Annotated in this window: 20 protein-coding genes; 4 read left to right on the plus strand and 16 right to left on the minus strand. The window is 45.1% G+C overall.

Features of this window, described 5'->3' with window-relative positions:
- Positions 1–42: 42 nt before the first annotated feature.
- From sohB to FTU69_RS10050, 7 genes are all read right to left on the minus strand, one after another.
- Positions 43–1005 carry a protease SohB gene (gene sohB / locus FTU69_RS10020; RefSeq protein WP_075174762.1) on the minus strand — a complete coding sequence of 321 codons (963 nt, stop codon included), beginning with the start codon at positions 1003–1005 and terminating at the stop codon, positions 43–45.
- A gap of 397 nt (positions 1006–1402) precedes the next feature.
- The gene (gene pstB, locus FTU69_RS10025; protein ID WP_005176754.1) at positions 1403–2332 is read right to left on the minus strand and encodes a phosphate ABC transporter ATP-binding protein PstB; all 930 of its coding nucleotides are present in this window, start codon (positions 2330–2332) and stop codon (positions 1403–1405) included.
- Between the two features lie 13 nt (positions 2333–2345).
- Entirely contained in the window at positions 2346–3740 is a 1395-nt protein-coding gene (pstA, locus tag FTU69_RS10030; protein WP_160241466.1) for a phosphate ABC transporter permease PstA, read from the minus strand.
- The gene (pstC, locus tag FTU69_RS10035; protein ID WP_180103827.1) at positions 3740–5119 is read right to left on the minus strand and encodes a phosphate ABC transporter permease subunit PstC; all 1380 of its coding nucleotides are present in this window, start codon (positions 5117–5119) and stop codon (positions 3740–3742) included. The genes pstA and pstC overlap by 1 nt, the downstream gene beginning before the upstream one ends.
- Positions 5120–5220: 101 nt before the next feature.
- Complete coding sequence (locus tag FTU69_RS10040; protein WP_180103828.1) at positions 5221–6246, minus strand: substrate-binding domain-containing protein; 1026 nt, start codon at positions 6244–6246, stop codon at positions 5221–5223.
- Between the two features lie 597 nt (positions 6247–6843).
- Positions 6844–8376 (minus strand): aspartate aminotransferase family protein, encoded by a 1533-nt coding sequence (locus FTU69_RS10045; protein WP_180103829.1) that lies wholly within the window; start codon positions 8374–8376, stop codon positions 6844–6846.
- Positions 8377–8379: 3 nt separating this feature from the next.
- Positions 8380–9753 carry a diaminobutyrate--2-oxoglutarate transaminase gene (locus FTU69_RS10050; RefSeq protein WP_005176742.1) on the minus strand — a complete coding sequence of 458 codons (1374 nt, stop codon included), beginning with the start codon at positions 9751–9753 and terminating at the stop codon, positions 8380–8382.
- Positions 9754–10221: 468 nt separating this feature from the next.
- Between FTU69_RS10050 and FTU69_RS10055 the strand changes: the two genes are divergently transcribed.
- Positions 10222–10926: an SIMPL domain-containing protein gene (locus FTU69_RS10055; protein ID WP_180046740.1), complete on the plus strand. Its 705-nt coding sequence runs from the start codon at positions 10222–10224 to the stop codon at positions 10924–10926.
- An 83-nt stretch (positions 10927–11009) separates the two neighbouring features.
- Here the strand turns inward: FTU69_RS10055 and proB are convergent, their stop codons facing one another.
- A complete protein-coding gene (gene proB, locus FTU69_RS10060; protein WP_005176735.1) occupies positions 11010–12143 on the minus strand; it encodes a glutamate 5-kinase in 1134 nt (377 codons plus the stop codon).
- Positions 12144–12172: 29 nt separating this feature from the next.
- Positions 12173–13384 (minus strand): Obg family GTPase CgtA, encoded by a 1212-nt coding sequence (cgtA, locus tag FTU69_RS10065; RefSeq protein WP_180103830.1) that lies wholly within the window; start codon positions 13382–13384, stop codon positions 12173–12175.
- 266 nt (positions 13385–13650) lie between these two features.
- Here cgtA and FTU69_RS10070 point away from each other — a divergent pair, with 266 nt between their 5' ends.
- On the plus strand, positions 13651–14838 hold the full coding sequence (locus tag FTU69_RS10070; protein ID WP_160241468.1) for an MFS transporter: 1188 nt from the start codon (positions 13651–13653) through the stop codon (positions 14836–14838).
- Positions 14839–15343: 505 nt separating this feature from the next.
- Here the strand turns inward: FTU69_RS10070 and FTU69_RS10075 are convergent.
- Positions 15344–15718, minus strand: a complete 375-nt coding sequence (locus FTU69_RS10075) for a helix-turn-helix domain-containing protein (protein WP_180103831.1) — start codon at positions 15716–15718, stop codon at positions 15344–15346.
- 115 nt (positions 15719–15833) lie between these two features.
- Between FTU69_RS10075 and FTU69_RS10080 the strand changes: the two genes are divergently transcribed.
- Positions 15834–16682: an SDR family oxidoreductase gene (locus FTU69_RS10080; RefSeq protein WP_180103832.1), complete on the plus strand. Its 849-nt coding sequence runs from the start codon at positions 15834–15836 to the stop codon at positions 16680–16682.
- Between the two features lie 13 nt (positions 16683–16695).
- Here FTU69_RS10080 and FTU69_RS10085 read toward each other — a convergent pair whose 3' ends face one another.
- The 6 genes from FTU69_RS10085 to uvrB form a co-directional block, all read right to left on the minus strand.
- Positions 16696–17370, minus strand: coding sequence for a hypothetical protein (locus tag FTU69_RS10085; protein ID WP_180103833.1), 675 nt, complete (start codon positions 17368–17370; stop codon positions 16696–16698).
- Between the two features lie 12 nt (positions 17371–17382).
- The gene (locus FTU69_RS10090) at positions 17383–18093 is read right to left on the minus strand and encodes an MFS transporter (protein WP_373685095.1); all 711 of its coding nucleotides are present in this window, start codon (positions 18091–18093) and stop codon (positions 17383–17385) included.
- A 172-nt stretch (positions 18094–18265) separates the two neighbouring features.
- Entirely contained in the window at positions 18266–19723 is a 1458-nt protein-coding gene (locus tag FTU69_RS10095; protein ID WP_180103835.1) for a glyceraldehyde-3-phosphate dehydrogenase, read from the minus strand.
- A gap of 268 nt (positions 19724–19991) precedes the next feature.
- Positions 19992–20921 carry an EamA family transporter RarD gene (rarD, locus tag FTU69_RS10100; protein WP_180103836.1) on the minus strand — a complete coding sequence of 310 codons (930 nt, stop codon included), beginning with the start codon at positions 20919–20921 and terminating at the stop codon, positions 19992–19994.
- A 133-nt stretch (positions 20922–21054) separates the two neighbouring features.
- On the minus strand, positions 21055–21642 hold the full coding sequence (locus FTU69_RS10105; RefSeq protein ID WP_005176705.1) for a lipocalin family protein: 588 nt from the start codon (positions 21640–21642) through the stop codon (positions 21055–21057).
- A 124-nt stretch (positions 21643–21766) separates the two neighbouring features.
- A complete protein-coding gene (gene uvrB / locus FTU69_RS10110; protein WP_045795108.1) occupies positions 21767–23788 on the minus strand; it encodes an excinuclease ABC subunit UvrB in 2022 nt (673 codons plus the stop codon).
- Positions 23789–24097: 309 nt separating this feature from the next.
- Here uvrB and FTU69_RS10115 point away from each other — a divergent pair, with 309 nt between their 5' ends.
- Positions 24098–24877: a hypothetical protein gene (locus FTU69_RS10115; RefSeq protein ID WP_045795109.1), complete on the plus strand. Its 780-nt coding sequence runs from the start codon at positions 24098–24100 to the stop codon at positions 24875–24877.
- Positions 24878–24975: the final 98 nt, after the last annotated feature.

The following is a 24975-nucleotide window of genomic DNA, read 5'->3' on the forward strand; positions in this document are numbered from 1 at the left end:
ACTCGATTGAGTGCTTTTTCATGTTTCATGAGCAAAATTGGATTAGAGCTTAGGATCGCGCATTTGCACCAGGTTGGCACTGGCTTTGCTTAAAGTATCCATGACTTTATTCATGACCGCAGGTACCAGAGAATCTGCCACCTGTGCGGCTTGTAGGCCGAGTTTTTCACCCAAGGTTGGCTTGCGACGGGTTTCAATGACATAAACATCATGCTGTGGCAATAACCCTAACAGGTATTCATCTGAGGTTTGCAGTTTATCGACCAGGTTCAGATCGGAAGCATCCTGACCATACCAGTGTTCACCTGTAGCAACTTTTTCTACATTGAGCTGCGGACGGTACTTTTCAACAAAGTGCTTGAACAGGCTGTGAGTTTGTTGCAACTCTTCTTCAAACTTGGCCTTGCCTTCTTCGGTATTTTCACCAAACATGGTCACGGTGCGTTTGTATTGACCAGCCGTATACAGTTCAAAATCTATATTATGCTGTTTTAGCAGACGGTTAAAGTTTGGCACCTGTGCCACCACGCCAATTGAACCGACAATGGCAAACGGTGCAGAGATAATTTCATTGGCGATACAAGCCATCATATAGCCACCGCTGGCTGCGACCTTATCAACACAGATGGTCAGATGAAAACCAGCATCACGCAGACGTACCAGTTGTGCAGCGGCTAAACCATAACCATGTACCATCCCGCCCGGACTTTCCAAACGTACCACCACGCGGTCACGTCCAGCTTTGGCTGTGGCCAGAATTAAGGTAATTTCTTCACGCAGATTTTCTACCGCAGAGGCGGCCATATCCCCTTTAAAATCGAGTACATAAATTTTCTGGTTATTCTTTTTACGCAGGCGTGCCTCTTTGGACAATTGCTGGCTAAATTGCAACAGCTCCAGTTTGGAGGCCGTAGTCTGCGCTATTTTTTTTCGTTGTTCGTTAATACGCGCATTTAAATGACGGATACGAATTTCGGCAGGTAGTTTTGGGGAATGAAATAACATATAAAAATCTGTTCTCAATTTTATTTTGGCTAAGCTTTAGATGAGGGCGGATATTGAGAATTCAATATTAGCGCATTTATTTGCTTAATTTAATCTACTTCCGTGTTAACCGTAGTGTCATTTTTGCAACAACTAAAAAATACAGCCCTGTTGAACAGGACGGGATTTTTAAAAGCTGGGAAAGCTCAACATTAAAACCACCAACTGGATAGCAGATGGAATGATCTGCTCCGGATTCAGCCCTTCAAACTGAAATCTATTTTGAGCTTTGTTTTAAGCGTGTTGATAGATGGATAATCCACCAGATCCGCTATGACCCTCCCCCTACCCCTCAACCAGAGCCATAAAAAAACCGCAAATATTGATTTGCGGTTTTTTGATATACAGCGGTTGGCAATTAACCAAAACGACCTGTAATGTACGCTTCCGTTAATTGATGGTCTGGTTGAGTAAAGACTTTTTCAGTCGAGTTCACTTCAATCAGATCACCCAGGTGGAAGTATGCGGTACGGTCTGATACACGCGCTGCCTGTTGCATCGAGTGCGTAACAATCGCAATGGTGTACTGGGTAGACAGCTCAGAAATCAGTTCTTCAACTTTTGCAGTTGCAATCGGGTCCAGTGCGGAACATGGTTCATCCATCAGAATGACTTCTGGTGAAACCGCAATGGTACGCGCGATACATAAACGTTGCTGCTGACCACCTGACAGACCAGTACCTGGCTGGCTTAAACGGTCTTTAACTTCATCCCACAGACCAGCTTTACGCAGGCTGTTTTCAACAATTTCTTCAAGATCGTATTTGTCACGCGCCAAACCGTGCAGTTTCGGGCCGTAAGCCACGTTTTCAAAAATTGATTTCGGGAACGGGTTTGGCTTCTGGAACACCATACCCACCTGAGCACGTAGCAACACCACGTCCAGGTTCGGATCATAGATGTCCTGATTATCCAGCATGACTTTACCGGTAACGCGGCATGAATCAATGGTGTCATTCATACGGTTTAAGGTACGAAGGAAAGTCGATTTACCACAACCTGATGGACCAATGAAGGCAATGACTTCATTTTCATAAATATTCAGGTCAATGCCTTTAATTGCTTCAGATTCACCATAGTACACATGAACATCGGAGGTGCTGAGTTTGACATTGTTCGATTTGGCTTCTTTTTTGCTCGCCGCCTGGGTATCAAACTGGGACACAAACGAAGTTGCAGGCTGTTTGTGTTCTTCACCTTCGGTTGACGTAAATTGTGTTTGCTCTGGATTCACTGCTTTATCCTGTTCTAAGGAATTCGGTTTGTCTGTGCTTAATACAGTAGTCATATTTTGCCCTCAATTACCAACGTACTTCAAATTTCTTACGTAACCAGATCGCCAGACTGTTCAGGCCGATCATGAGTGCAAGAAGTACGATAATGGCGGCAGCGGTACGTCCTTCAAAGAAGTTACGCAATTCATTGCCCTGCCATAGGAAAATTTGTACCGGTAATGCGGTAGATTGATCAAATGGAGATGCCGGTACGCTCGCAACGAAGGCACTCATACCAATTAATAGAAGTGGTGCGGTTTCACCCAATGCTTGTGCAACACCAATAATCGCACCGGTTAAAATCCCTGGTAATGCCAGTGGCAATACATGATGGAATACGGTTTGTAGACGTGATGCACCCAAGCCCAATGCAGCCTGACGAATAGATGGCGGCACCGCTTTTAGTGAAGCACGTGTGGTAATAATTACGGTCGGTAAAGTCATTAAACTTAGAACTAGACCACCCACCAGTGGCGCAGATAACGGTAAATGCATCCAGCCAATGAAGATGGCAGCGCCCAACAGACCAAATACAATCGATGGAACTGCGGCCAGGTTGTTAATGTTCACTTCAATAATATCAGTAATGACATTTTTTGGTGCAAATTCTTCCAGGTAAATTGCAGATGCCACACCAATTGGAATCGAGATAAAGATCACGATCAGCATCATGAACAATGAACCCATGAAGGCACCAGCCAAACCAGAAGTTGCAGGCGAACTACGCGAGTCCGGGCTGACAAAGATGTTGGTATTGAAAGTATTTTCTATAATACCTTGGGCTTTCAGATCATCTGCCAGCTGACGGATTTCCGGGCTTAGCTGCTGCTGTTCTGCCGGTAGGTCACGGTCAATATTGCCCGCAAGCCATACATCTACATTGGCATCGGCCAGAATTTTCACTTCTTTGGTTTGACCAATCAGCGATGGATCTGCCAGTACCATATCACGTAAGCGATAGGTTTCAGAACTGGTGTACATGTAGCCTAAATCATCACGCTTGGCTTCAAGCGCCGCATCTTTAGCGACGATACCATTAACGATAAGCGCATCCCAATCGACCATACCCATTTCAGTCTGCCAGGCAATCATACGGTCATTAAATTGTGCCGGAGATTCACCTGCCTGCTGTTTTGGCTGGGCGCCCACATTAATAATGCTTGGGTCAAAGTAGACTGGCACTGCCATACTGCTTTGCCAGAATGCCGGTAAACCTTTGGCCAGAATACTGCCGAACAGTAACACGACAAAGAATAAACCTGCCAGTACCGAGGCCAGACCAAACATGCGGAAAGTGCTTTCTTTACGATGGCGTTTTGCTAACGAGCTTTCAATTTTCTGTTTACGTTGTGCGCGTAATTCAGCGGCCGCCCGTGGATCAAGCGGTTGTTGATCCATTGAAGTAGTATTTGAAGTACTCATTAGTCGTATTGCTCACGATATTTACGCACGATGTAAAGTGCCACAATGTTCAAACACAGGGTAATAACAAACAGGGTTAAACCTAATGCGAACGCCACCAATGCCTGCGGACTTGCGAAGTCGGTATCACCGGTTAACTGGTTAACAATCGTCATGGTCACGGTTGCAACCGCTTCTAGCGGGTTGGCATGTAACAACGGACTGTTACCTGCGGCCAGGACCACAATCATGGTTTCACCAATTGCACGAGATGCAGCCAGCAAGAAGGCACCGATAATCCCTGGCAAGGCAGCCGGCATCACCACTTTACGAATGGTTTCCGACTTAGTCGCACCCAGACCCAACGAACCATCACGTAGAGCACGTGGTACCTGGGTAATGATGTCATCAGATAAAGACGATACAAATGGAATGATCATGATGCCCATTACCAGACCGGCAGTTAAAGCACTGGTAGCATTGATATCAATACCCAGCAGTGCACCGGCACTTTTCAGGAATGGACCAATAATCATTAAGGCAAATACACCATATACAATGGTCGGAATACCGGCCAACACTTCAATGGTTGGTTTTGCCCAAGAACGGAATTTCGGAGATGCATACTCTGCCAGGTAAATGGCAATCATCAGACCAATAGGTACTGCAACCAGTAATGCAATCGCACTGACCAGCAAGGTTCCCCATAACAGCGGTAACAGGCCATATTCACCATCGGCACTACCGGTGGTACTAAAACCTGGGTTCCACTGGGTACCAAAGAAGAAGTCTATTGGGCTGACGAAGCTAAAGAAGCGCATGGCTTCCCCGAACATCGACATCACGATACCAACGGTGGTCAGAATGGCCACACCAGAACAGAGGGCTAAAGAAATGTTAATGATCTTTTCAACCTGGTTACGGGCACGGTACTGTTGAGAGACACGTTTTTTCGCCCATAGCAAACCAATTAACGCTGCACAAATCACAACGGCCAGTTTGATATAAGAACCAATGGTTTCAAATTTTGCTAATTGTTCAGCAGCTGCCAGTTCATAGGCGGCTGGTGTATCAGTGACACCAAAGCCAGAAGCCAGTGCTTGCACACGGTCTACCAGAACGCTGGTGCTGGCTGCATTCAGGTTGGCAGCAACATCTGCCGGTACATGACTCAGTACTACCTGTTCCAAAATGGTTGGCTCAACCAGATTCCAAACAATCAAAATTAAAAAAGCAGGGATCGCACACCACAACGCCACCAACGCACCATAATAACCAGGGCGTGAGTGCAACATTGCAGAATTATTTCCCTTACCTGCTAGGTTACGGCTTTTGCTTAACCCGATTTGATAGGCTATGGCAATAATTGCCAGTAACACACCTATGAGTAGCAGATTCATGTATTCTCCACCGTTTTTTCAATTTTCATTATTTGAAAAAACATTTCTCTTCGCAAAAAGCTGATGGCAGGAAACCCTGCCATCAGCTGTTTTAACCACAATTATTTAACAGCTTTACCTGCTTTGAAGTTCGCCAGGATTTGCGCACGTTCTTTGTCAGATAAAGAGATCAGACCTGCTTTGTCTAACTTAGAACCTTTACCAGATACTTTCTTGCTTAAGAAGAATTCTGTGTACTTTTGTAAGCCTTTGATTGATTTCAGGTGCTCACCTTTCACGTAGAAGAACAATGGACGTGAAACAGGGTAAGAACCGTTCAGGATTGTTTGCTCAGATGGCGCAACGTTGTTTACAGTTGCAACACGTAGCTTGTCACGGTTTTGGTCATAGAAACCTAGACCGAATACACCCACTGCACTTGGAGAAGTTCTTAAACGTGCCAGTGTTTCAGTGTAGTCACCAGCGATTTCAATCACACGGCCATCTTTACGGAAAGTTGTACATGCTTTTTTCTTCGCATCTTTGTCTAATGCTTTGATTGCTGCGTAAGCTTCACAACCTGCATCAACCATTTTCTCCTGGAACACTTCACGTGTACCGTGGTTAGATGCTGGAATTACCAGAGTAATTGGTTCATTTGGAAGTGATTTGTCAATCTGGTTCCAACGTGTATATGGGTTAGCAACCATTTTACCTTTCGATGGAAGCTCAGCAGCCAAAGCAGCAAATACATGGTAAGGTTTTAATTTATAAGCAGCTTTGTTTGAGTTTGACGCGAATACGATACCGTCATAACCAATTTTAACTTCTAAGATCTGGTTCACGCCTGCTTTTTTACATGCAGCGATTTCTGAATCTTTAATTTGACGAGATGAGTTTGCGATATCAATTGTGTTATCGCCCACACCGTTACAGAATTGTTTCAAACCACCTGAAGAACCGCCAGAACCAACAACAGGCGCTTTGAATTGTGGGAATGTGTTACCGAACTCTTCTGCTACAATACTTGCGTATGGCAATACTGTAGAAGAACCAGCGATTTGGATGGTGTCACGAGCTGCGTTCGCAGTTGTTGCTACAGCTGCCCCAGATAGTGCTAATGCAAGTGCGATATTGGTAAAGCGCATTCTGTTCTCTCTCAATTTATGCAAATTCGGAGTACGCCACTTTTTATTAAGTTTTGTACTTATTTCGTTATGTGCATTGTGAGTTTAAAATATGACAATAAAGTTACACCTTTATGACACTTTAATGATGTTTTATTTTGCAGCTTGTTTTTATAATTTCTAGAAGCCTGCTTTATACCAAAATATTAACTTAAGATAATGATTTTAATAACATTTAACTACCTTATTAAAATTTCGAAAGATGTCTAAAAAAATATGAAAGCGCTGTAAAAATATGACAAAATGCCAATCCAGCACCGGTTCACTTTCTTACAATTGTCATAATTCTCTCTGGTTGATGACAATCACCCGATATTCTATAAAAAGCGAAATTGATTGTTTTTCTTAAACTTAATATATTCATCTGTTGCCTGAAACACACGCTCTCAGCCAATTGATCACTTCACTGTACTCAGCCACTTTATTCACTTCTATCCCCTTCTTTTGGCCCGTTTGGCTTGTTAACAGATACATGACATTCATCTTCATTTTTTTCAATTCAATGACCCGAGATAAAAAAAGAGGCCTTGTAGGCCTCTCTTTCTTTGCAGCATGCGATTAAGCGATTGGTGGTGTGTAAGTACCATCTGCAATTGAAGCTTTAATACGCTCTGCTTCTGCCAGCACAAGTGCCAGCAGGTTTTTCACGTTGTCTAATGTTGCAACCGGGCTTAACGTGGTCATTTTCAATGACTGAACCTGACCCACTTTGGTTACACCAATATTCGCTTCACCACGCGCAAACAGTTCATCTGCGACGTTCTGGTTCAAGGCATCGACAAATTCAGCCGGATAGCCTTCAGGCACCACACGGAACAATACCGATGCAAATTGCGGCTCTACCAGCAGCTCAAGACCATCTGTTGCTTTAATATAAGCAGCAACATCACGGGTTAAATCCACACCATGATCGATCATTGAACCATAAAGCTCTTCGCCCAAGGCTTCAACTGTCATCCACAATTTCAAGGCATCAAAACGACGCGTGGTTTGCAGTGACTTCGATACCAGGTTTGGTACGCTATGTTCTTCATCATAAGCAGAGTTCAGATACTCAGCTTCATAATGCATGAAACGGTAGTTGGCTTCGTCTTTTAACAAGAACGCACCACATGAAATGGTCTGGAAATAATGCTTGTGGAAATCAAGCGTCACAGAATCCGACAATTCGATGCCATCGAGCATAGAACGATAGTCATTCGACAAAATCAGTGCACCACCCCACGCCGCGTCAATGTGCATCCACGCGCCATATTTGTTGGTGATTTCACGAATTTCTTTTAATGGATCAATCGCGCCCGCATCGGTTGTACCTGCAGTTGCCACCACACATGCCACAATTTTGCCTTCAGACTGAAGGTGTGCCATGGTTTTCTCAAGTGCAACCACATCCATCTGTGCATTGTCATTCACAGGAACGGTCACCACAGACTGGAAGCCCATGCCCATCATCGCCATGTTCTTTTGCACAGAGAAGTGTGCGTTTTCAGAACAGATAACTTTGACATTACGCATTGCATCCGCCGGTACACCATCACGCTGCACTGACCACGGCTTGCCGTTTTCATCTTTCCAGTTTTTCGCGATGCAGGCATCACGCGCCAGCAGTACACCCATCAGGTTAGACTGCGTACCACCTGAAGTGAATACACCGGCCTGACCTGAACCGTAACCGACTTTTTGGCGTAACCAGTCGATTAACTGCACTTCCATTAATGAACCGGCCGGGCTTTGATCCCATGAGTCCATGGACTGGTTAGTGGCGTTAATTAACACTTCTGCGATCTGGCTGGCCACCATGGTTGGACAGTGCAAATGCGCCAGTGAATGCGGATGGTGAACTTTCAAGCTCTTGTTCAGGAACAGCTCGACCATGCGCTCTAAAGATTTCTGTACACCCAGACCTTCTTTCGATGGATTGAATGAAATGGCACTGCGTAGCTCTTTAATGCTACCACCGGTGTACATTTTATCGTTTTGCAACCATGCTGCGACAGCTTTTGTCGCTTGGTCCATTGCTGACTCATAGTCAGCAATAGATTGAGCATCATTGCAGAGTAAGGCTTTACGATGTTCTGCAAAATCTACCATGTATTATGCGCCTCGTACTGCTTTCAGTGCTTCAGCCACAGCTTTCTTGAAGCGGGCAATCACTTCTACACACTCTTCCTGATTAATGATCAGCGGGCAAAGTAAACGGATTACCGTACCGCCACGACCACCTTTTTCTAACAACAGTTTGTTGTCAAAACATGCAGCCTGAATTGCAGCAGCCAGTTGTGAATCTGCAGGATAAGCACCTAAACGGTCTTTTTCCTGACGCTCATCTACAATTTCAACACCAATCATTAAACCGCGGCCACGTACGTTACCGATACATGGGAATTCAACTGCCAGTTTTTTCAGTTCAGCTTGCAGGAAGTCGCCACGCTCTTGCGCATTTTGCGCCAGGTTTTGTTCTTTAATGGTGTTGATTGTCGCCAGACCAGTACCCATTGCCAGCTGGTTACCACGGAAAGTACCGGTATGGCCTGCTGGTTGCCAAGCATCAAACTTACGTTTAATCCCTAACACCGCCAGTGGCAAGCTACCACCAACCGCTTTCGACATAACCACTACGTCTGGCTCAATACCAGCATGTTCATAAGCAAACATTTTGCCTGAACGCGCAAAGCCTGCTTGAACTTCGTCAAGAATCAACACGATGTTGTGTTTTTCAGTCACTTCACGGATTTTTTTCAGCCATTTGGTAGGCGCAGTAACCACACCGCCTTCACCCTGAATTGCTTCAAGAATTACAGCAGCCGGTTTAGTAACACCGCTTTCCACATCTTCAATGAAGTTTTCGAAATAGTAAGTCAGTGCATCCACACCTGCTTCACCGCCAAGACCCAACGGGCAACGGTATTCATGTGGATACGGCATAAATTGTACGCCTGGCATTAAACCGTTTACGGCATTCTTGGCAGACAGGTTACCTGTCATTGCCAGCGAACCGTGAGTCATACCGTGGTAGCCACCTGAGAAGCTGATTACAGAGCTACGGCCGGTAAATGTTTTTGCAAGCTTGATTGCTGCTTCTGTTGCATCTGCACCAGATGGACCACAGAACTGCAAGCAATACTCTTCTTTGCCACCTGGCAGGTAAGCAAGAAGCGCTTCAGTAAATGCATCTTTTAAAGGTGTAGTTAAATCTAAAGTATGTAAAGGAAGACCACTCGCGATGGTGTCTTGAATACTTTGAATCACCGCAGGATGATTATGGCCCAAAGCCAATGTACCTGCCCCAGCTAAACAATCCAGGTACGTCGTACCCTCAACATCGGTAACCCAGCAACCTTGTGCCTTCGCTATCGCTAACGGTAATTTACGAGGATAACTACGCACATTCGATTCCATCTGACTTTGGCGAGTCAAGTAGTATTCGTTTGTGGAATTGGTGGCAGGGTTTACAGAAGTAACGCTCATATCGAATTACCATCTCTGATATGGGTTGAAGAAATAAGTCGGGTGACTTGTGGTCCTTTGACTCGGTGCTTTATAAAAATCTAGTTAGATGATCTAGATAATATTCAATAACTAGGAGCGCGATGATACCTAATTTTTCAGGAAAATAAACCGCTTTTGGCATTTTATCGAGCTAATTTTATCGAAAAGTTCTATCGGTCTAACCATTAGATTGAATTATCATCTTACAATGTGACAGCAGAAAGAAAACCGCATTCTTGATATTTTTTTTAACCCTATGTAAGTTGCCTGCAGAATTAAACCCAATATTAAATATAACATACTGTTTTTAAATAAATAATTAAGCCATTTGCAGTCAGCAGATTTTATTATTTTTTTTACAATCCCACCACAAACTCTGCAAAAATTAGCCATATTGCTTGGCTAATATGTTTTGATAGATAAATACCTATAAAACAGGACAAAATCATGCGTTTTATTACTCTCTCCAGTTGCTTATTGGCCGCCACAGTTTCAGGTAGTGCCTTGGCGCAGACCACCGAAAAACTGAACTATAACCTGATCAATGTTCAGGCAGAAGCCAGCCGTCAGGTATCCAATGACCAGATGAATGCGGTGCTGTATATCGAGCGCAGTCATAAACAGCCTTCTGAACTAGCCAATCAGATCACCCAAATTATGAATCAGGCGATGGCCACAGCGCGAAAATATTCGACGGTTAAAGTAGAAAGTGGTTCACAGTCGACTTATCCGGTTTATGACAATGACAGTCAGAAACTGAAAGAATGGCGCGGTCGTGCCGAAATTCATCTGGAAAGTACCGACTTTAAAGCCGCCAGCCAGCTCATTGGCGAGCTGCAGCAGCGCCTGCAAACTCAATCAGTACATTTTAGTGTGTCAGATAGCCAGCGTAAGAAAGTCGAAAATGAGCTACTAGTTGAAGCTTCGAAAAACTTCCAGCAACGCGCACAGTTATTGACCCAGGCCTGGAATAAATCAGGCTATCAACTGGTCAATCTGAACATGAATACCAATAACTATACCCCGCGCCCGATTGCAATGCGCGCCAATACCGCCAAGTTTGCAGTGGCTGAAGCAGCACCTGCACCGGATATGGCTGCCGGTGAATCGAAGATGACGGTGAATGCCAACGGGACGATTCAGTTTAAGTAAATTGCTCGTTACCTCTATTTCCAAAATAAAAAATCCCGCTCGGAAGCGGGATTTTTGTATTTCTTAAGTTGAATCTGTATGGCTTAGTAAATCGCCATATGATTGCGATGAATCATCTCCAGCGAACGCGCTTCACCCAATACCTGATGCACTTTGTCCGAGGCCAGACCTTTAATAATGTCTGCTGAACGCGAGCTAAAGTTCACCCGCCCGACAGCCACCCGATGGCCTTGACGATCGACACATTCCACCACATCACCACGCTCGAAATGCCCTTCCACGGCGCGTACACCCACCGGTAACAGGCTACGATGATTTTCCTTGATGGCTTTTACCGCACCTTCATCCAATACCAGACGGCCTGCGGTTTGCAGATGCGCCGCTAGCCATTGCTGATGTGCGGTGATACGATCATTGTCGGTAATAAACAGCGTACCGAGCATTTCGCCATCCATCAGACGGGCCAGTACATTATCACTTTCACCGCTGGCAATTAAGGTTGGACAACCCGATTTGGCTGCTAAACGCGCTGCACGGACTTTGGTCAGCATACCGCCACGGCCAAACTTGCCACCACCACCGGCCATATCGAACAGGCTTTCATCTAAAGCACGTACGGTATGGAACAGTTTGGCATCCGGATTAGAGCGCGGATCAGAATCAAACATGCCTTGCTGATCGGTCAGGATAATCAACAGATCCGCATGTACCTGTCCGGCCACCATAGCTGCCAGGGTATCGTTATCACCAAAACGGATTTCGTCAGTGGAAACCGTGTCATTTTCATTAATCACCGGAATCACGCGCCAGTCAATCAGGTGCTGCAAGGCATCACATGAATTGAGATAACGGCGACGATCTGCCAGGTCATCATGAGTTAATAACACTTGCGCAGTTTTAATGTCGTGTTTTTCCAGCACGCTGGACCAGGTTTGTACCAGCCCCATTTGACCAATGGCCGCACAAGCCTGAAGACTGGGTAGATCAGTGGGTCGATTCTCTAGTTTCATTCGAACCATGCCTTCAGCCACAGCACCGGAGGACACCAGAATAATCTCGTGTCCTGCATTATGCAGATCTGCAATCTGATTCGCCCAATGCGAAATTGCATCCAGATCTAAGCCTTTCCCGTTTGCTGTGAGTAAAGATGATCCGATTTTAACAACGATTCGTTTACAACCCTGGAGCTGACGTTGCCCATCTACCACTTCTATCATCTTGTCCTCAGTTACTCTTCATCAAGAGCTTAACGTACGTAATATACTTCCATTTCGCCATCATCTTCATCGTCATCATCGAAGTCATCGCCCTGACCCGCCAGACGTTGCTGACGACGCATTTCACGATAAGCTTCTTTAGCGGCGATGGTTTGCTCGCGTGTTTCAGCTTCAAGCTGGTCACGGAAGGCTTTCATTTCTGCTGCATAGTCTGGATCTTCAACTTCGCGTTCGCGTTGCTGTTCAATCTGATCCATCAGGTAGTACACCACTTCTTTGGTACCTTCAGACATTAGGCCCGAGGTCTGGAATACCGGACCATCCCATTGCAGTTCTTCCAGAATATGTTTACACCATTCTTCGCGTGAATCTTCCTGTAATTGGTCGAGCTTGTTCAGCACCAAGACTACGGGCAGTTTGGCCAGCGTTGGCGAGAATTTTTCCAGCTCGTTCAAAATGGCACGGGCATTGTGTGCCGGATCTGAACCATCAATTGGCTGTACATCGACAATGTGAAGCAGAATACGGGTACGCGCCAGGTGTTTCAGGAAGCGAATCCCTAAACCAGCCCCTTCTGCCGCACCTTCAATCAGACCTGGAATATCGGCCATCACAAAAGAACGATGACGATCGGCATCGACCACACCCAGGTTTGGCACCATGGTGGTAAACGGATAGTCTGCAACTTTTGGTTTTGCTGCCGATACTGCACGAATAAAGGTTGATTTACCGGCGTTTGGCATACCCAGTAAGCCAACATCTGCCAGCACTTTCAGCTCTAAACGGATTTCGCGGAATTCACCTTTCACACCTGTGGTAAATTTACGCGGGGTACGGTTAGTCGATGATTTGAAGTGAGTATTCCCCAAGCCACCATCACCGCCCTGGGCAACCAGTACTTTCTGACCGTCTTCGACCAGGTCAGCAATAATGTCACCAGAATCTGTATCTACAATCGTGGTGCCTACCGGTACTTTCAGCACCACAGATTCACCACCACGGCCAGCACAGTTTGCGCCTGCACCATTTTTACCGCGCTCAGCACGGAATTTACGGGTATAACGATAATCTACGAGTGTACTGGTGTCGTCATCGGCCTGAATATAAATACTGCCGCCACGACCACCATCACCACCATCTGGACCACCAAATGGTACGAATTTTTCACGGCGAAAACTGGCTACGCCATTGCCACCGTCGCCAGCCTCTACGGTAATGACTGCTTCATCAACAAAGCGCATCTTGCCAATCCTCTAAAAACTTTAAAACCGCCTATTCTGCCATATTTTAAAGGATTTCTCGAATAATTTATGCAGCAAATCTATTGTGCTCACAATTCTTTTTACAATTTGTGTGTCGCCATCTAAAAAGCGCAATCTAGCTAAAACCGGACAGCGCTTATTTTTTTCCAAGCATGATATTCAGCAATCAAATGATTGTTTTTTCTTATTTCTATTTTCAGTCCACAACACCTATAGTGTGCTACTCGCTGACTTGAGAAATTGTTATGTCCTCCCCAACCGCCACGCCAGTGCTGTCCCCTCAATTTGTATTACTGATGGCGCTGGCCTGTGGCCTCTGTGCCGGTTCTGCCTATTTTAACCAGCCACTCATTTATTCAATTGAAAAAAGTCTGGGCATTAGCACCAGTCAAGCCGGCTTTGCTGTAGTAGTCGCGCAAATTGGTTATGGTTTAGGACTTATGCTATTGGTGCCACTGGGTGATTTACTCAATAAACGCAAGCTAATTGTTAGTCTGATGGTCTTCGCAGCAATTTCACAAATCCTGCTGTCTTTGAGCAGCAGCCTGTCTGGACTATATTTCTTTACCTTATGTGCCACTTTTGGTGCGATTTCCGCGCAGGTGTTAATTCCGTTTGCCTCGACCATTAGTCCGCCGGAATCGAGTGCTGCCATTGTCGGTAAACTGATGAGTGGTCTGGTAATGGGGATTATTCTGTCGCGCACCTTTGCCGGTTTTGTATCGACTTACTGGTCATGGGAAGGTGTGTATTTATCTAGCGGAATACTGACCTTGGGCTTTGCCCTGCTGATGTGGCACAAACTGCCGAATACCGAGCCACAATCCGGTTTAACGGTGATGGGAATTTACCGTTCCTTATTTAAACTGGCGCAGCATCATCCGCATTTAATTCGCCGCGCCTGTGCCGGTGCCTTGGGCTTCGGTATTTTGTCGATGGTCTTTACCTCAATGACCTTTGTCTTGGGCAGCGCGCCTTATCATTTTAGTGATTTTGAAATTGGCCTGTTTGGCTTACTTGGCGTGATCGGGATTTATTCGGCCAGCTGGTCGGGGAAAACCGTGGGACAAGGCAAGGAAAATCTGGTTGCAACGCTATGTATTTCCCTGATGCTGTTGTCCTGTATTCCGCTGTTTTTTGCCCAGCAGAATATTGTGGTCTACGCGATTGGGGTACTGATGAGCTATTTTGGCCTGACCGCATTTCACGTATTAAACCAGAACCTGGTCTATCGGATTGATATTAAAGCGCGTTCAAGAATTAATGCGGTATATATGACCATTTACTTTTCAGGGGCAGCCATTGGTTCACTCGGTGCGGTGTATGCCTGGGAACATTTTGAATGGATTGGCTGTGTGGCACTTGGACTAGTCTTTGCGCTTGGTATTTTAGTGATTGACCGTTTTGATTTTAAAAAGATGAAACAGGCTTAAAATATTTTGATTCATCACTGCTCATGACTCATTCATAAGATAAATCCTGCAAGTTCCTTCTCCCTTTGGGAGAAGGCTAGGATGAGGGAATTTGATGCAAAATGAGAAGTTTAAAATGGCTTATAAAAATATTATTTCTTTTTATTATTTTTGATCAATTGCATAGCGCATTAACTCCTGCCGTAGCTCGATAAAAATATGATCTATGTCTTTTCCAAGCCTAGATACTCGATAATCAATAAACTCGATATTTTTCGACGTTAACCTCCGCGAATAGCTTGAATATAATCCTAAGCTTTTATGATTAAATTGCTTAATCCTCTCCTTTAAGCTTTGATCTCCAGTCGTGTCTTCCAGAAATTGAAAATGAGCCCAACATGTTTGTGCTTAAGTTATGGAATTCGGCTATGAAATAAAAGTCAAAATAATGGCATAGACCACTAAAAGTGACGCGGCCAGATGTTCAGAGGGTTTCATTATTGCTTCCCCACCCGCAACTTAATGTCTATTTTGAAACGCGCGCTTTATTCTCTAAAATCTCAGGCAAACTATGCTCTACCCATCCAATCAAGTAATTTAACTTTTCAGACGCTTGCGAACCCAAAATCGTCAGCTGATATTCTACTTTTGGTGGCACAACGGGATAAACCGTTCTTAATATAAAACCATCTTGTTCCAGCATTTTTAAAGTCTGCGCTAACATTTTCTCGCTCACCCCTTCAATACGCTGCTTTAACTCGCTAAAACGATGTACACCATCACTTAAACAGCGCAGAACCAATACCGACCATTTATTGGTTAAGTGTTCCAAAATTTCACGCGATGGACAATCTGTGGATAAAACCTGACCAAGTAATTTACTGGTTTCATAAGCTGACATAAAAATCTTTCCTGTGAGTAATAGACTTACTTTTTGGTACGTACTTACATTTAGTAAGTTATCAGATTAGTATTTAACCATCAAGATTATTTTTCAAACAATGTAGGAGTGAGATATGAATATTGCGATTACAGGTGCAACCGGTCAGTTGGGTCAATTGGTGATCCACCATCTTTTCAATTTAAGTTCAGAACATCACCTTATTGCATTAGTCCGTAATATTGAAAAAGCCCAGGCACAATTACCGAAAGGCATCGAAATCCGCCACTTCGACTACGACAAAGCTGACAGTTTAAGTATTGCGTTATTGGGCGTAGATAAGTTACTTTTAATTTCAGCCAACGAAATTGGTCGTCGTACGGCACAACACCAGGCTGTAATTGAAGCCGCCCAGGCGAGTCAGGTTCATATTGCCTATACCAGTTTGTTAAATGCAGATCACTCCAGTTTAGGCTTGGCGCAGGAACATCGTGAAACTGAAAAATTGATTCAAGAAAGTGGATTGAGCTATACCCTGCTTCGTAACAACTGGTATATCGAGAACTATTTGGGTGCGTTAACCCAAGAGATCCAACATGGCGCAATATATGGTGCAAGTGGGGATGGTCAAATTAGTGCCGCGTCTCGTGACGAATATGCTGAAGCAAGTGCACGTGTATTACTCACGGATACCCATCTGAATAAAACCTATGAGTTGGCATCAAGCCAAAGCTTTACTAAGGCTGATCTTGCTCAAGCCATCTCCGAGGTGAGTCAACAACCAGTGCAGTACAATAACTTAAGCCCTGAAGCCTTTGAGCAACTGTTGCTACAGGTGGGCTTAGACAAGGGTTTTGCCAGTTTCTTGGCGGATGTCGATGCTCAAACCCAAGATGGCGTCATGTATAGCCAAAGCCAGGATTTGCAAACATTACTGGGACGTCCAACCGCAAGTATCACAAGTATTTTGCAGAAACTGATCTAAAGTCAGCTTCAGTTTATGGATGGATCTGGCTCAGTTTCAGATCCATTTTCATATCCAGATTGGCATGTGTGCGTCGCTCAACATTACGCATCGTGGCATTAAAACCGGAAACTTTCTGCAAGGTCATTGGATCATTCAGATTTAATTGCGGCGCAAATTGATGCAGCAAACGGACCTTTAACAGCTCATGAAATTCCAGACCGACCGGGCCATTAAATAAAATCTTCACTGGCAGCCGATAGGTGCGCTGCAAATGAAACGGCACACTCATTTTAATTGGAATATCCAGCTGTAACGGCAGTTTGGGCAATAACGGATTCTGATAGATTAAATCGGTGCTGGTCTGTAATGGCATCAGCTGATCAATTTGAATATGGGTTTTATAGTCCACTTTTACATCAATCGGTGTGGTGACCACAAATTGCAGATTGGCCGGATATTTGCCTTCTAACGGCAATTGCACCTGCTGATCCAGCTGAATTTCAGTATCTAAATGGCCTTGGGTATGCGCCTGTAAATAATTGCCGACCTCAATATGAGTGGGTAAATCTTCCGGTAACAACAGCCGTGATTTTTGGGCATTGACATACATCGAGGCCTGAATATTTAAATACAGCCAGAACAGAAGTGCGACCAGCGTAGCCACAATCAAGCCCACTACAAGCTGATGGCGAAGTGAAGAAAACATCTGCACACTCCTCTACTCGACCATTTGCACAGTGGTCGCTGGCTGCGCCGTTTCGGATGTTGCCAGACGAATACTATTTAAAGGAATATTCAGCTCACCCTGCTCAATTTTAATTGGTAAGGTATTTTTTACATCCACCGAGGCCTTCAGCGCAGTTTGAATTGGCACATTTAAATGACCTTGTACCGGAATCTGGGTATTCAGTGTGGTCTTTAATGGAATATTCAGATTTTCTTTTAATACGGTTTTTACCGGCGCATTAAATTTCAAATGGACTTTTTGCGCGAGTGGCACATCCATATGAATGGGCACATCCAGCGCAATGGGAATGGTGCCTTTGAGCGGCAAACTGATGTCTTTGCCCATCAACCTGACTTTGACCTGGGTATCAACCGCCAAGGGCTGGTTAATCTTTAAAGTTTCCCGCACCGGAATGGTGGTACGAATTGGGACATGCGTATCAAAATACACCCGTGGATTTAAGGTTTGGGTCAGCGGAATATCCAGATTTTCCTGAATGGGAATAACCGCATTGACCCGGCCACTGACATCGACATCCAGTGCATCATGAATTTTAACTTCAGCTTGGAGTGGTTCCTGCAAATCAATATTGACCTGCTGGTTTTCGAGCGGAATATAAATCTGAAAATGCCGAAAAATCCATAAGGCAATTGCTACACCTACCATGGCTGCCAGCACCATCAAGATTATGCCGCGGAGCATCAATCTGTTTGGCAACGGTTTATCCTATCTGTCATTTTTGTTTTTCTCGACAGAAATTGTGCCCAAAAACCGTGATACGGTTTGCAATTTTTGTATAGCATCTTTGCTTATTATTTTAATGGAAGATAAAAAAAGAGCCTCAAATGAGGCTCTTTCTGATCTGCACTACAAATTAAGCATTTGTTTCAGCAGGAACTTTTGGATAGCTTACGCCACCCATCTGTTCTGCGATACGCAGTACCTGGCAGCTATAGCCAACTTCGTTGTCGTACCATACATAAGCCGTTAAACGGTTACCTGAAGTGATGGTTGCTTGCGCGTCGAATACACCTGCAGTACGTGAACCGATGAAGTCAGAAGATACCACTTCAGTCGAGTTGGTATAACCGATCTGACCTTGCAGGTTCGAGCTGATTGAGATTTGACGGATGTATTCGTTCACTTCGTCACGCTCAACTTCTTTCTCCAGCGTCAGGTTCAGAATTGCCAGTGATACGTTTGGTGTTGGAACACGTACAGAGTTACCGGTTAACTTGCCTTTCAGCGCTGGAAGTGCTTTCGCCACTGCTTTCGCTGCGCCAGTTTCAGTAATTACCATGTTCAATGTCGCAGCACGGCCACGACGGTCAGCTTTGTGGTAGTTGTCGATCAGGTTCTGGTCGTTAGTGAACGAGTGAACTGTTTCAACGTGACCGTTAAGCACCTTGTATTTGTCGTCTAACACTTTCAAGGTTGGCGTGATTGCGTTTGTAGTACAGCTTGCTGCAGAGATGATGGCATCTTCATCCAGAATGTCGCCCTGGTTTACACCATAAACAACGTTCTTCATGTCACCTTTACCAGGTGCAGTCAGAATGACACGTGCTGCGCCTGGGCATTGCAGGTGCTGAGCCAGACCGTCAGCATCACGCCATTTACCGGTGTTGTCGATTACCAGTGCATTGTTAATACCGTATGCAGTGTAATCTACTTCAGACGGGTTAGAAGCATAGATCACTTTAATGAACTGACCATTCGCAATGATTGCTTCGTTTTCTTCATCAACAGAAATGGTGCCAGAGAATGGACCATGGATCGAGTCACGACGTAATAAAGACGCGCGTTTTTCCAGATCACCATCTGCAGATTTACGCACTACGATGGCTTTTAAGTTCAAGCCACGGCCCAGACCAGACTGACCAATCATTAAACGTGCCAGGATACGACCAATACGACCGAAACCGTAAAGTACAACATCACGGCCTTCTACAGAAGTTGGACGACCTTCAACCGCTTTGACTGCAGCTGCTACAAATGCATCTGCATCGCCGCCTTGCTCTTTAAAGGCAACCGCAAGTTTACCCAGGTCGATTTCAGCAGTACCAATGTTTTCAACTTTTGCTAATGCTTCAAGAATCGGGAAAGTGTGTACAACTGAAAGCTCAACGTCCATCATACGCGTGAAACGGTGTGCTTTTAAAATCTGAATCACTGAACGGTTAACTAAAGAACGTCCAAATACTGAAACAACAATATTTTTCTCACGGTACAGCTTACCGATCAAAGCGATCATTTTTTCCGCGATTTCTTCACGGTTTTTCCAGCGACCTTGGTGCTCTGCGTGTAGGGCGATGATAGTCTCTTTGCTCACAGATACGTCCTCTAATTAATTGTATATCTAGGCATAAAATTCAAAACCCGACAATTGTAATGGAATTGGCGGCAAGATTGAATCAAAAGCTGTCTAAGACCGCTCTATTTTTCTATATATTCAGTATAAATTTGCAAAATAGTTGTAATTATTTTTATGATTTCGCACCTAAATCTTTAAAAACCGCTATTTTTCATATAAAAAATAGCAAGTTATCTGTTTGTTGCTTTATCAGACAAATTTTACCGACTGATAACAATATTTTTTGCTATTCCAGCCGGTCCTGATAGTTCTCGATATTTTTTTGCAAGGCCCGTTCCTGCCGTTTCTGTTTCAGTACATGCAGTACACCTTCAATCACCAGCAGCAATACCGCCAGCCAGATTGGAATATAGGTCAGCCATTCATCGGCTTCAACACGCTCGCCCAGCATCATTGAGGCGAAAGCCAGCAACACCGGTTCCAGATAGCTAAGCAAACCAAAAATCACAAAAGGCAAATAACGGCTGGCCAGAATATAACTGCCCAAACCTAAGGCACTTAAAAAGCCCAGTCCCAGCACAGCCCAGATCAGATGCGAGTAATTCAACAGCAATGCCATGCTGTCGCTATAAACAAAGCCCAGATAAAACGCGACTGGTAAAATCAGGAACAGATCCCACCAGAAACCGCCCAGGTTATCGGTTTTAAACTGACGGCGTAAAAAGAAATACAAAGGATAAGCCAGCGCCACATACACAGTTTCCCAGGCCACACTGCCAATGCGCCAGATTTCATGTCCGACGCCCAGTACGGCTAGCGCCACCGCCAGCATTTGCCAGCTGGACAGTTTTTCCTTATACAGCACACAGCCAACCAGCACCATCACCAGTGGCAACAGGAAATAACCGAGCGACACTTCCAGACCACGGCCGTTAATTGGCCCCCATAAAAACAGCCACAGTTGCGTGGTACATAAGAACGAACTGATCAGCAGCCACAGCAATAAAAGCGGCTGTTGTAGCACCCGCCTGAAAATCTCGGCCACATGCTTTAAATCACCACTCCACCACATAAACAGGGTGATAAAAGGCAAGGTGGACAGCATGCGCCAGGCAAAAGTTTCTTCACTGTCTAAAGGTTGCAGAAACTGGGTATAGAAATACAGCACACCAAAAGTGACGGATGCCAATACAGACAAAGCAACGCCTTTATACATCTTTCACTCCTGATCTTTGCCGAGCGCTGATTATACTCAGTTCATCTCCGGAAAACTCTGTTCGTGCATGAATTATTGACCGAAAAATAAAAAACCATGCCGGAGCATGGTGTATTTTTAGTAGGAGATTGCTTTAACGGGCTGTCTGTTTGGTGTGAATAATATCATCCAAGTTATAGCCTAAAGATTTGGCATATTCGAGATATTCATTGATCACTTCGGGATTGGCCTGCGGGGTACGCGACAACACCCACATATATTTGCGATGTGGCTCACCGACCAGCACGGTCTGATAATCTTCATCCAGTTTTAGCACCCAGTAATCACCGCGACCAATTGGCATCCAGCGGATAAATTCTGGCAGGAAACTGACTTTCAGTTTGGTATTAAACGGCGCATTTTGTACAAAGGCTTCACCAATAGAAACGGTTTGTTCACCATTTTTGGTGATGCAGCGGTTATCGACCTTGATGTTGCCATTTTCATTTAAGGTATAGGTCGCCGTGACATCCCGATCACATTTATTCTGAAAGGACATCGGTTTACGTGCCACCTCATACCAGACCCCTAGGTAGCGGTCCAATTCTACTTTTTCAACAGTCGGCAACGGTTCTTTCTGGGCATAAGCCATGGTGGCCAGCCCTAAACCGACCAGCACTGCCCCGCCTACGGCAATTTTTGCCAATTTATAACTCGCTTTAGGGAGATTATTCGTTTTCATCAGGTCACCTTATAGCTTCAATATTGTTCTGGAGTTCTCAGCATACTTGGCTAAATTAACGGTAAATTCAGGTATTTACTGTTGTGTTATGTAAGGAGTTTTTTAACAGTTCCCACACTTTTCTTTACTGCAGCATTTGTGCCTTCAAACGAATAATTTCATCACGCAGACGTGCGGCCTGCTCAAACTGCAATTCTTTTGAGGCTTTGAGCATCTCTTTTTCCAGCTTGGCCACATGCTTGGCAAACAGTTTCGGGTCCGACACGATATGCCGCTCATCCGCGGTTAAGGCCAAGGTTTGGGCTGCCATCTGCTCATCAATTACGTCTTCTTCCAGCACCTCGCCGGTATCAATTTCTTTAATGACCTGACGCACAGCACTGCGCGGAGTAATACCATGTAGCTGGTTAAATTCAATTTGCTTGGCACGGCGACGTTCAGTTTCATCAATGGCTTTTTGCATGGAATCGGTTATCCGGTCAGCATATAAAATTGCCTTACCGGCAATGTTCCGCGCGGCCCGGCCAATGGTCTGAATCAGCGAACGTTCGGAACGCAGGAAGCCTTCCTTGTCGGCATCCAGAATCGCCACCAGCGAGACTTCTGGCATATCCAGACCTTCACGCAGCAGGTTAATCCCCACAAGCACATCATAAATTCCGGTACGCAGCTCATGAATAATCTTGACCCGCTCGACCGTATCAATATCGGAATGCAGATAGGCCACTTTAATGCCGTATTCTTTTAAATAGGAACTTAAATCTTCGGCCATGCGCTTGGTTAAGGTCGTGACCAGAACCCGTTCGTTTTTATCTTTACGCAGGTTAATTTCCGACAGGACATCATCGACCTGGGTCAGCACTGGGCGGATTTCAATTTCCGGATCAATCAAACCGGTTGGACGCACCACCTGCTCGACAATCTGCTCGGCTTTTTCCAGTTCATACTGCGCCGGTGTGGCACTGACATAAATGGTGCTTGGAATAATCCGTTCCCATTCTTCAAATTTCATTGGCCGGTTATCCAGCGCGCTTGGTAAACGGAAACCATAATTGACCAGGTTTTCCTTACGCGAACGGTCCCCTTTATACATGGCACCAATTTGCGGCACGGTAACATGCGACTCATCAATAATCAGCAAGGCATCATCCGGCACATAGTCAAACAGGGTCGGTGGCGCTTCACCGGCCGGACGACCGGATAAATGACGGGAATAGTTTTCAATGCCATTGGTATAGCCGAGCTGCTGCATCATTTCCAGATCATAACGGGTACGCTGCTCAATACGCTGTGCTTCCAGCAGCTTGTCATGTGCACGGAAAAAGCCTAAACGCTCTTTCAGTTCTTCACGAATGGTTTCAATGGCGCGCTGCAGATGGTCTTTAGGCGTGACATAGTGGCTTTTCGGGTAGATGGTGACGCGTGGCACTTTGCGGATCATTTTGCCGGTCAGCGGATCAAACCAGCGGATCGAATCGACTTCATCATCAAATAGTTCAATCCGGATGGCATTCTGCTCTGATTCTGCCGGGAAAATATCAATAATTTCACCGCGAATCCGGTAGGTCCCGCGCAAAAACTCTAGTTCATTGCGGCTATATTGCATTTCTACCAGCCGGCGGATGATGTCTTCACGTTGAATCCGGTCGCCCTGCACCACATGCAGCAACATGCTCATATAGGCATTCGGATCACCCAGACCGTAAATAGCCGATACCGATGCCACAATAATCGAGTCACGACGTTCCAGTAATGCCCGCGTCGCCGACAGTCGCATCTGGTCAATGTGATCATTAATGGCAGCATCTTTTTCAATAAAGGTATCGGAAGATGGCACATAGGCTTCCGGCTGATAGTAGTCATAATAACTGACAAAATATTCAACCGAGTTATGCGGGAAAAAGGCTTTAAATTCGCCGTAGAGCTGGGCCGCCAGAGTCTTGTTATGCGCCATCACAATAGTTGGCCGCTGTAACTGGGCAATCACGTTGGCCATGGTATAGGTCTTGCCGGAACCGGTTACCCCCAGCAGCAACTGATCATGCATGCCCTTTTGAATTCCCCGCACCAGCTTTTCAATGGCCTGCGGCTGATCTCCAGCAGGTTGATAATGGGTAACCAATTCAAAAGGTTGATGATCACTCACGGATAGCGTACTCATACAGATCGAAAAAAATAGTCTAACAGATTCAGCCTATTATCTGGCTTCAGATTGTAATTTTTGTACACTTTCTTGTCACCGGCAGCATCGGCAAGGTTCTGTTTTTAGTCCGCAGTGCAACTGAAATAAAGACCTTCACCCGCTGCTGTTTGGCACACTCTCACCAGACATACCCAGATCAAAGCAAAATCTTCATGTGAAACAGAAAAACACCCTCGTCTTGTGCTTTTTCACTTGATTCTGCCCCGCTTCACGGGCAACATGAACACAAGGGATCACATAGATTTAATGACAATGACTTACCGATATCATGATGAAAGTATTATTAAAAGCTTGCCTGAAGATACGATTTTTGTCTTTGGCAGTAATCTGGCGGGTGATCATGCCGGCGGTGCAGCGCGCACTGCCCTGCAACACTTTGGCGCCGTGCGCGGCGTAGGGCGTGGCTGGGCCGGACAAAGCTTTGCCATTCCAACCATGAACGAGCATTTGCAGCAAATGCCGCTGTCGCAAATTCAGCACTATATAGATGACTTTAAAACCTATACCAAAAATCATCCGAAAATGAAGTATTTTCTGACTTCAATTGGCTGTGGTATTGCCGGTTATAAAGTCGAGGAAATCGCCCCGATGTTTAAAGGCATTTCCCACAATGTGATTTTCCCGGCCTCCTTCCGGCCTTTTGTCGAGAAATCTTTACCGAAACTGAACCAGCATTTTCTGCATACCATTTTTCGTGATCCGGTGATTTTTGCCAGCAATCCGGATGAGCTGATTGAAGTACTGGCTTTAAATGACAATGAAAAAAGTCTGGCTAAAATTTTGCTGAATACCCAGATGTACCCGACCGACAGCAATGGCCGTGACCGGATTTTTGAAATTGAAGATATTTTATATGGCCTGAAAGACAAGGTCTTCGAATGGCAAAGCAACTCTGAAGGTTCCATGCTGTTTGGCGGGGTGATTCTAGCCTTACTGGAACTGTATAGTATTAATGAACAGGATTTTGCCGAAGTCTGGCATGGTCAACGTGAAATTACCCCACCGCGTCCGGCGCATCGGGCCAAAAAATAATCCCTCTTTTTAATACCAGAGCAGCCGGCCACTGAGCCGGCTGCTTTTTAATTCAGTGATGCAAATCACATTTATAAAAATAAAAACAATTCTTATCA

It is taken from the genome of Acinetobacter sp. YH12134 (assembly GCF_013418555.1).
In the GTDB taxonomy this organism is placed as follows: domain Bacteria; phylum Pseudomonadota; class Gammaproteobacteria; order Pseudomonadales; family Moraxellaceae; genus Acinetobacter; species Acinetobacter indicus.

Coding starts and splice junctions, on each gene's coding strand:
- sohB (WP_075174762.1), bottom strand. CDS start 1,005: ATGTTATTTCATTCCCCAAAACTACCTGCCGAAATTCGTATCCGTCAT.
- pstB (WP_005176754.1), bottom strand. CDS start 2,332: ATGACTACTGTATTAAGCACAGACAAACCGAATTCCTTAGAACAGGAT.
- pstA (WP_160241466.1), bottom strand. CDS start 3,740: ATGAGTACTTCAAATACTACTTCAATGGATCAACAACCGCTTGATCCA.
- pstC (WP_180103827.1), bottom strand. CDS start 5,119: ATGAATCTGCTACTCATAGGTGTGTTACTGGCAATTATTGCCATAGCC.
- FTU69_RS10040 (WP_180103828.1), bottom strand. CDS start 6,246: ATGCGCTTTACCAATATCGCACTTGCATTAGCACTATCTGGGGCAGCT.
- FTU69_RS10045 (WP_180103829.1), bottom strand. CDS start 8,376: ATGGTAGATTTTGCAGAACATCGTAAAGCCTTACTCTGCAATGATGCT.
- FTU69_RS10050 (WP_005176742.1), bottom strand. CDS start 9,753: ATGAGCGTTACTTCTGTAAACCCTGCCACCAATTCCACAAACGAATAC.
- FTU69_RS10055 (WP_180046740.1), top strand. CDS start 10,222: ATGCGTTTTATTACTCTCTCCAGTTGCTTATTGGCCGCCACAGTTTCA.
- proB (WP_005176735.1), bottom strand. CDS start 12,143: ATGATAGAAGTGGTAGATGGGCAACGTCAGCTCCAGGGTTGTAAACGA.
- cgtA (WP_180103830.1), bottom strand. CDS start 13,384: ATGCGCTTTGTTGATGAAGCAGTCATTACCGTAGAGGCTGGCGACGGT.
- FTU69_RS10070 (WP_160241468.1), top strand. CDS start 13,651: ATGTCCTCCCCAACCGCCACGCCAGTGCTGTCCCCTCAATTTGTATTA.
- FTU69_RS10075 (WP_180103831.1), bottom strand. CDS start 15,718: ATGTCAGCTTATGAAACCAGTAAATTACTTGGTCAGGTTTTATCCACA.
- FTU69_RS10080 (WP_180103832.1), top strand. CDS start 15,834: ATGAATATTGCGATTACAGGTGCAACCGGTCAGTTGGGTCAATTGGTG.
- FTU69_RS10085 (WP_180103833.1), bottom strand. CDS start 17,370: ATGTTTTCTTCACTTCGCCATCAGCTTGTAGTGGGCTTGATTGTGGCT.
- FTU69_RS10090 (WP_373685095.1), bottom strand. CDS start 18,093: ATGCTCCGCGGCATAATCTTGATGGTGCTGGCAGCCATGGTAGGTGTA.
- rarD (WP_180103836.1), bottom strand. CDS start 20,921: ATGTATAAAGGCGTTGCTTTGTCTGTATTGGCATCCGTCACTTTTGGT.
- FTU69_RS10105 (WP_005176705.1), bottom strand. CDS start 21,642: ATGAAAACGAATAATCTCCCTAAAGCGAGTTATAAATTGGCAAAAATT.
- FTU69_RS10115 (WP_045795109.1), top strand. CDS start 24,098: ATGACTTACCGATATCATGATGAAAGTATTATTAAAAGCTTGCCTGAA.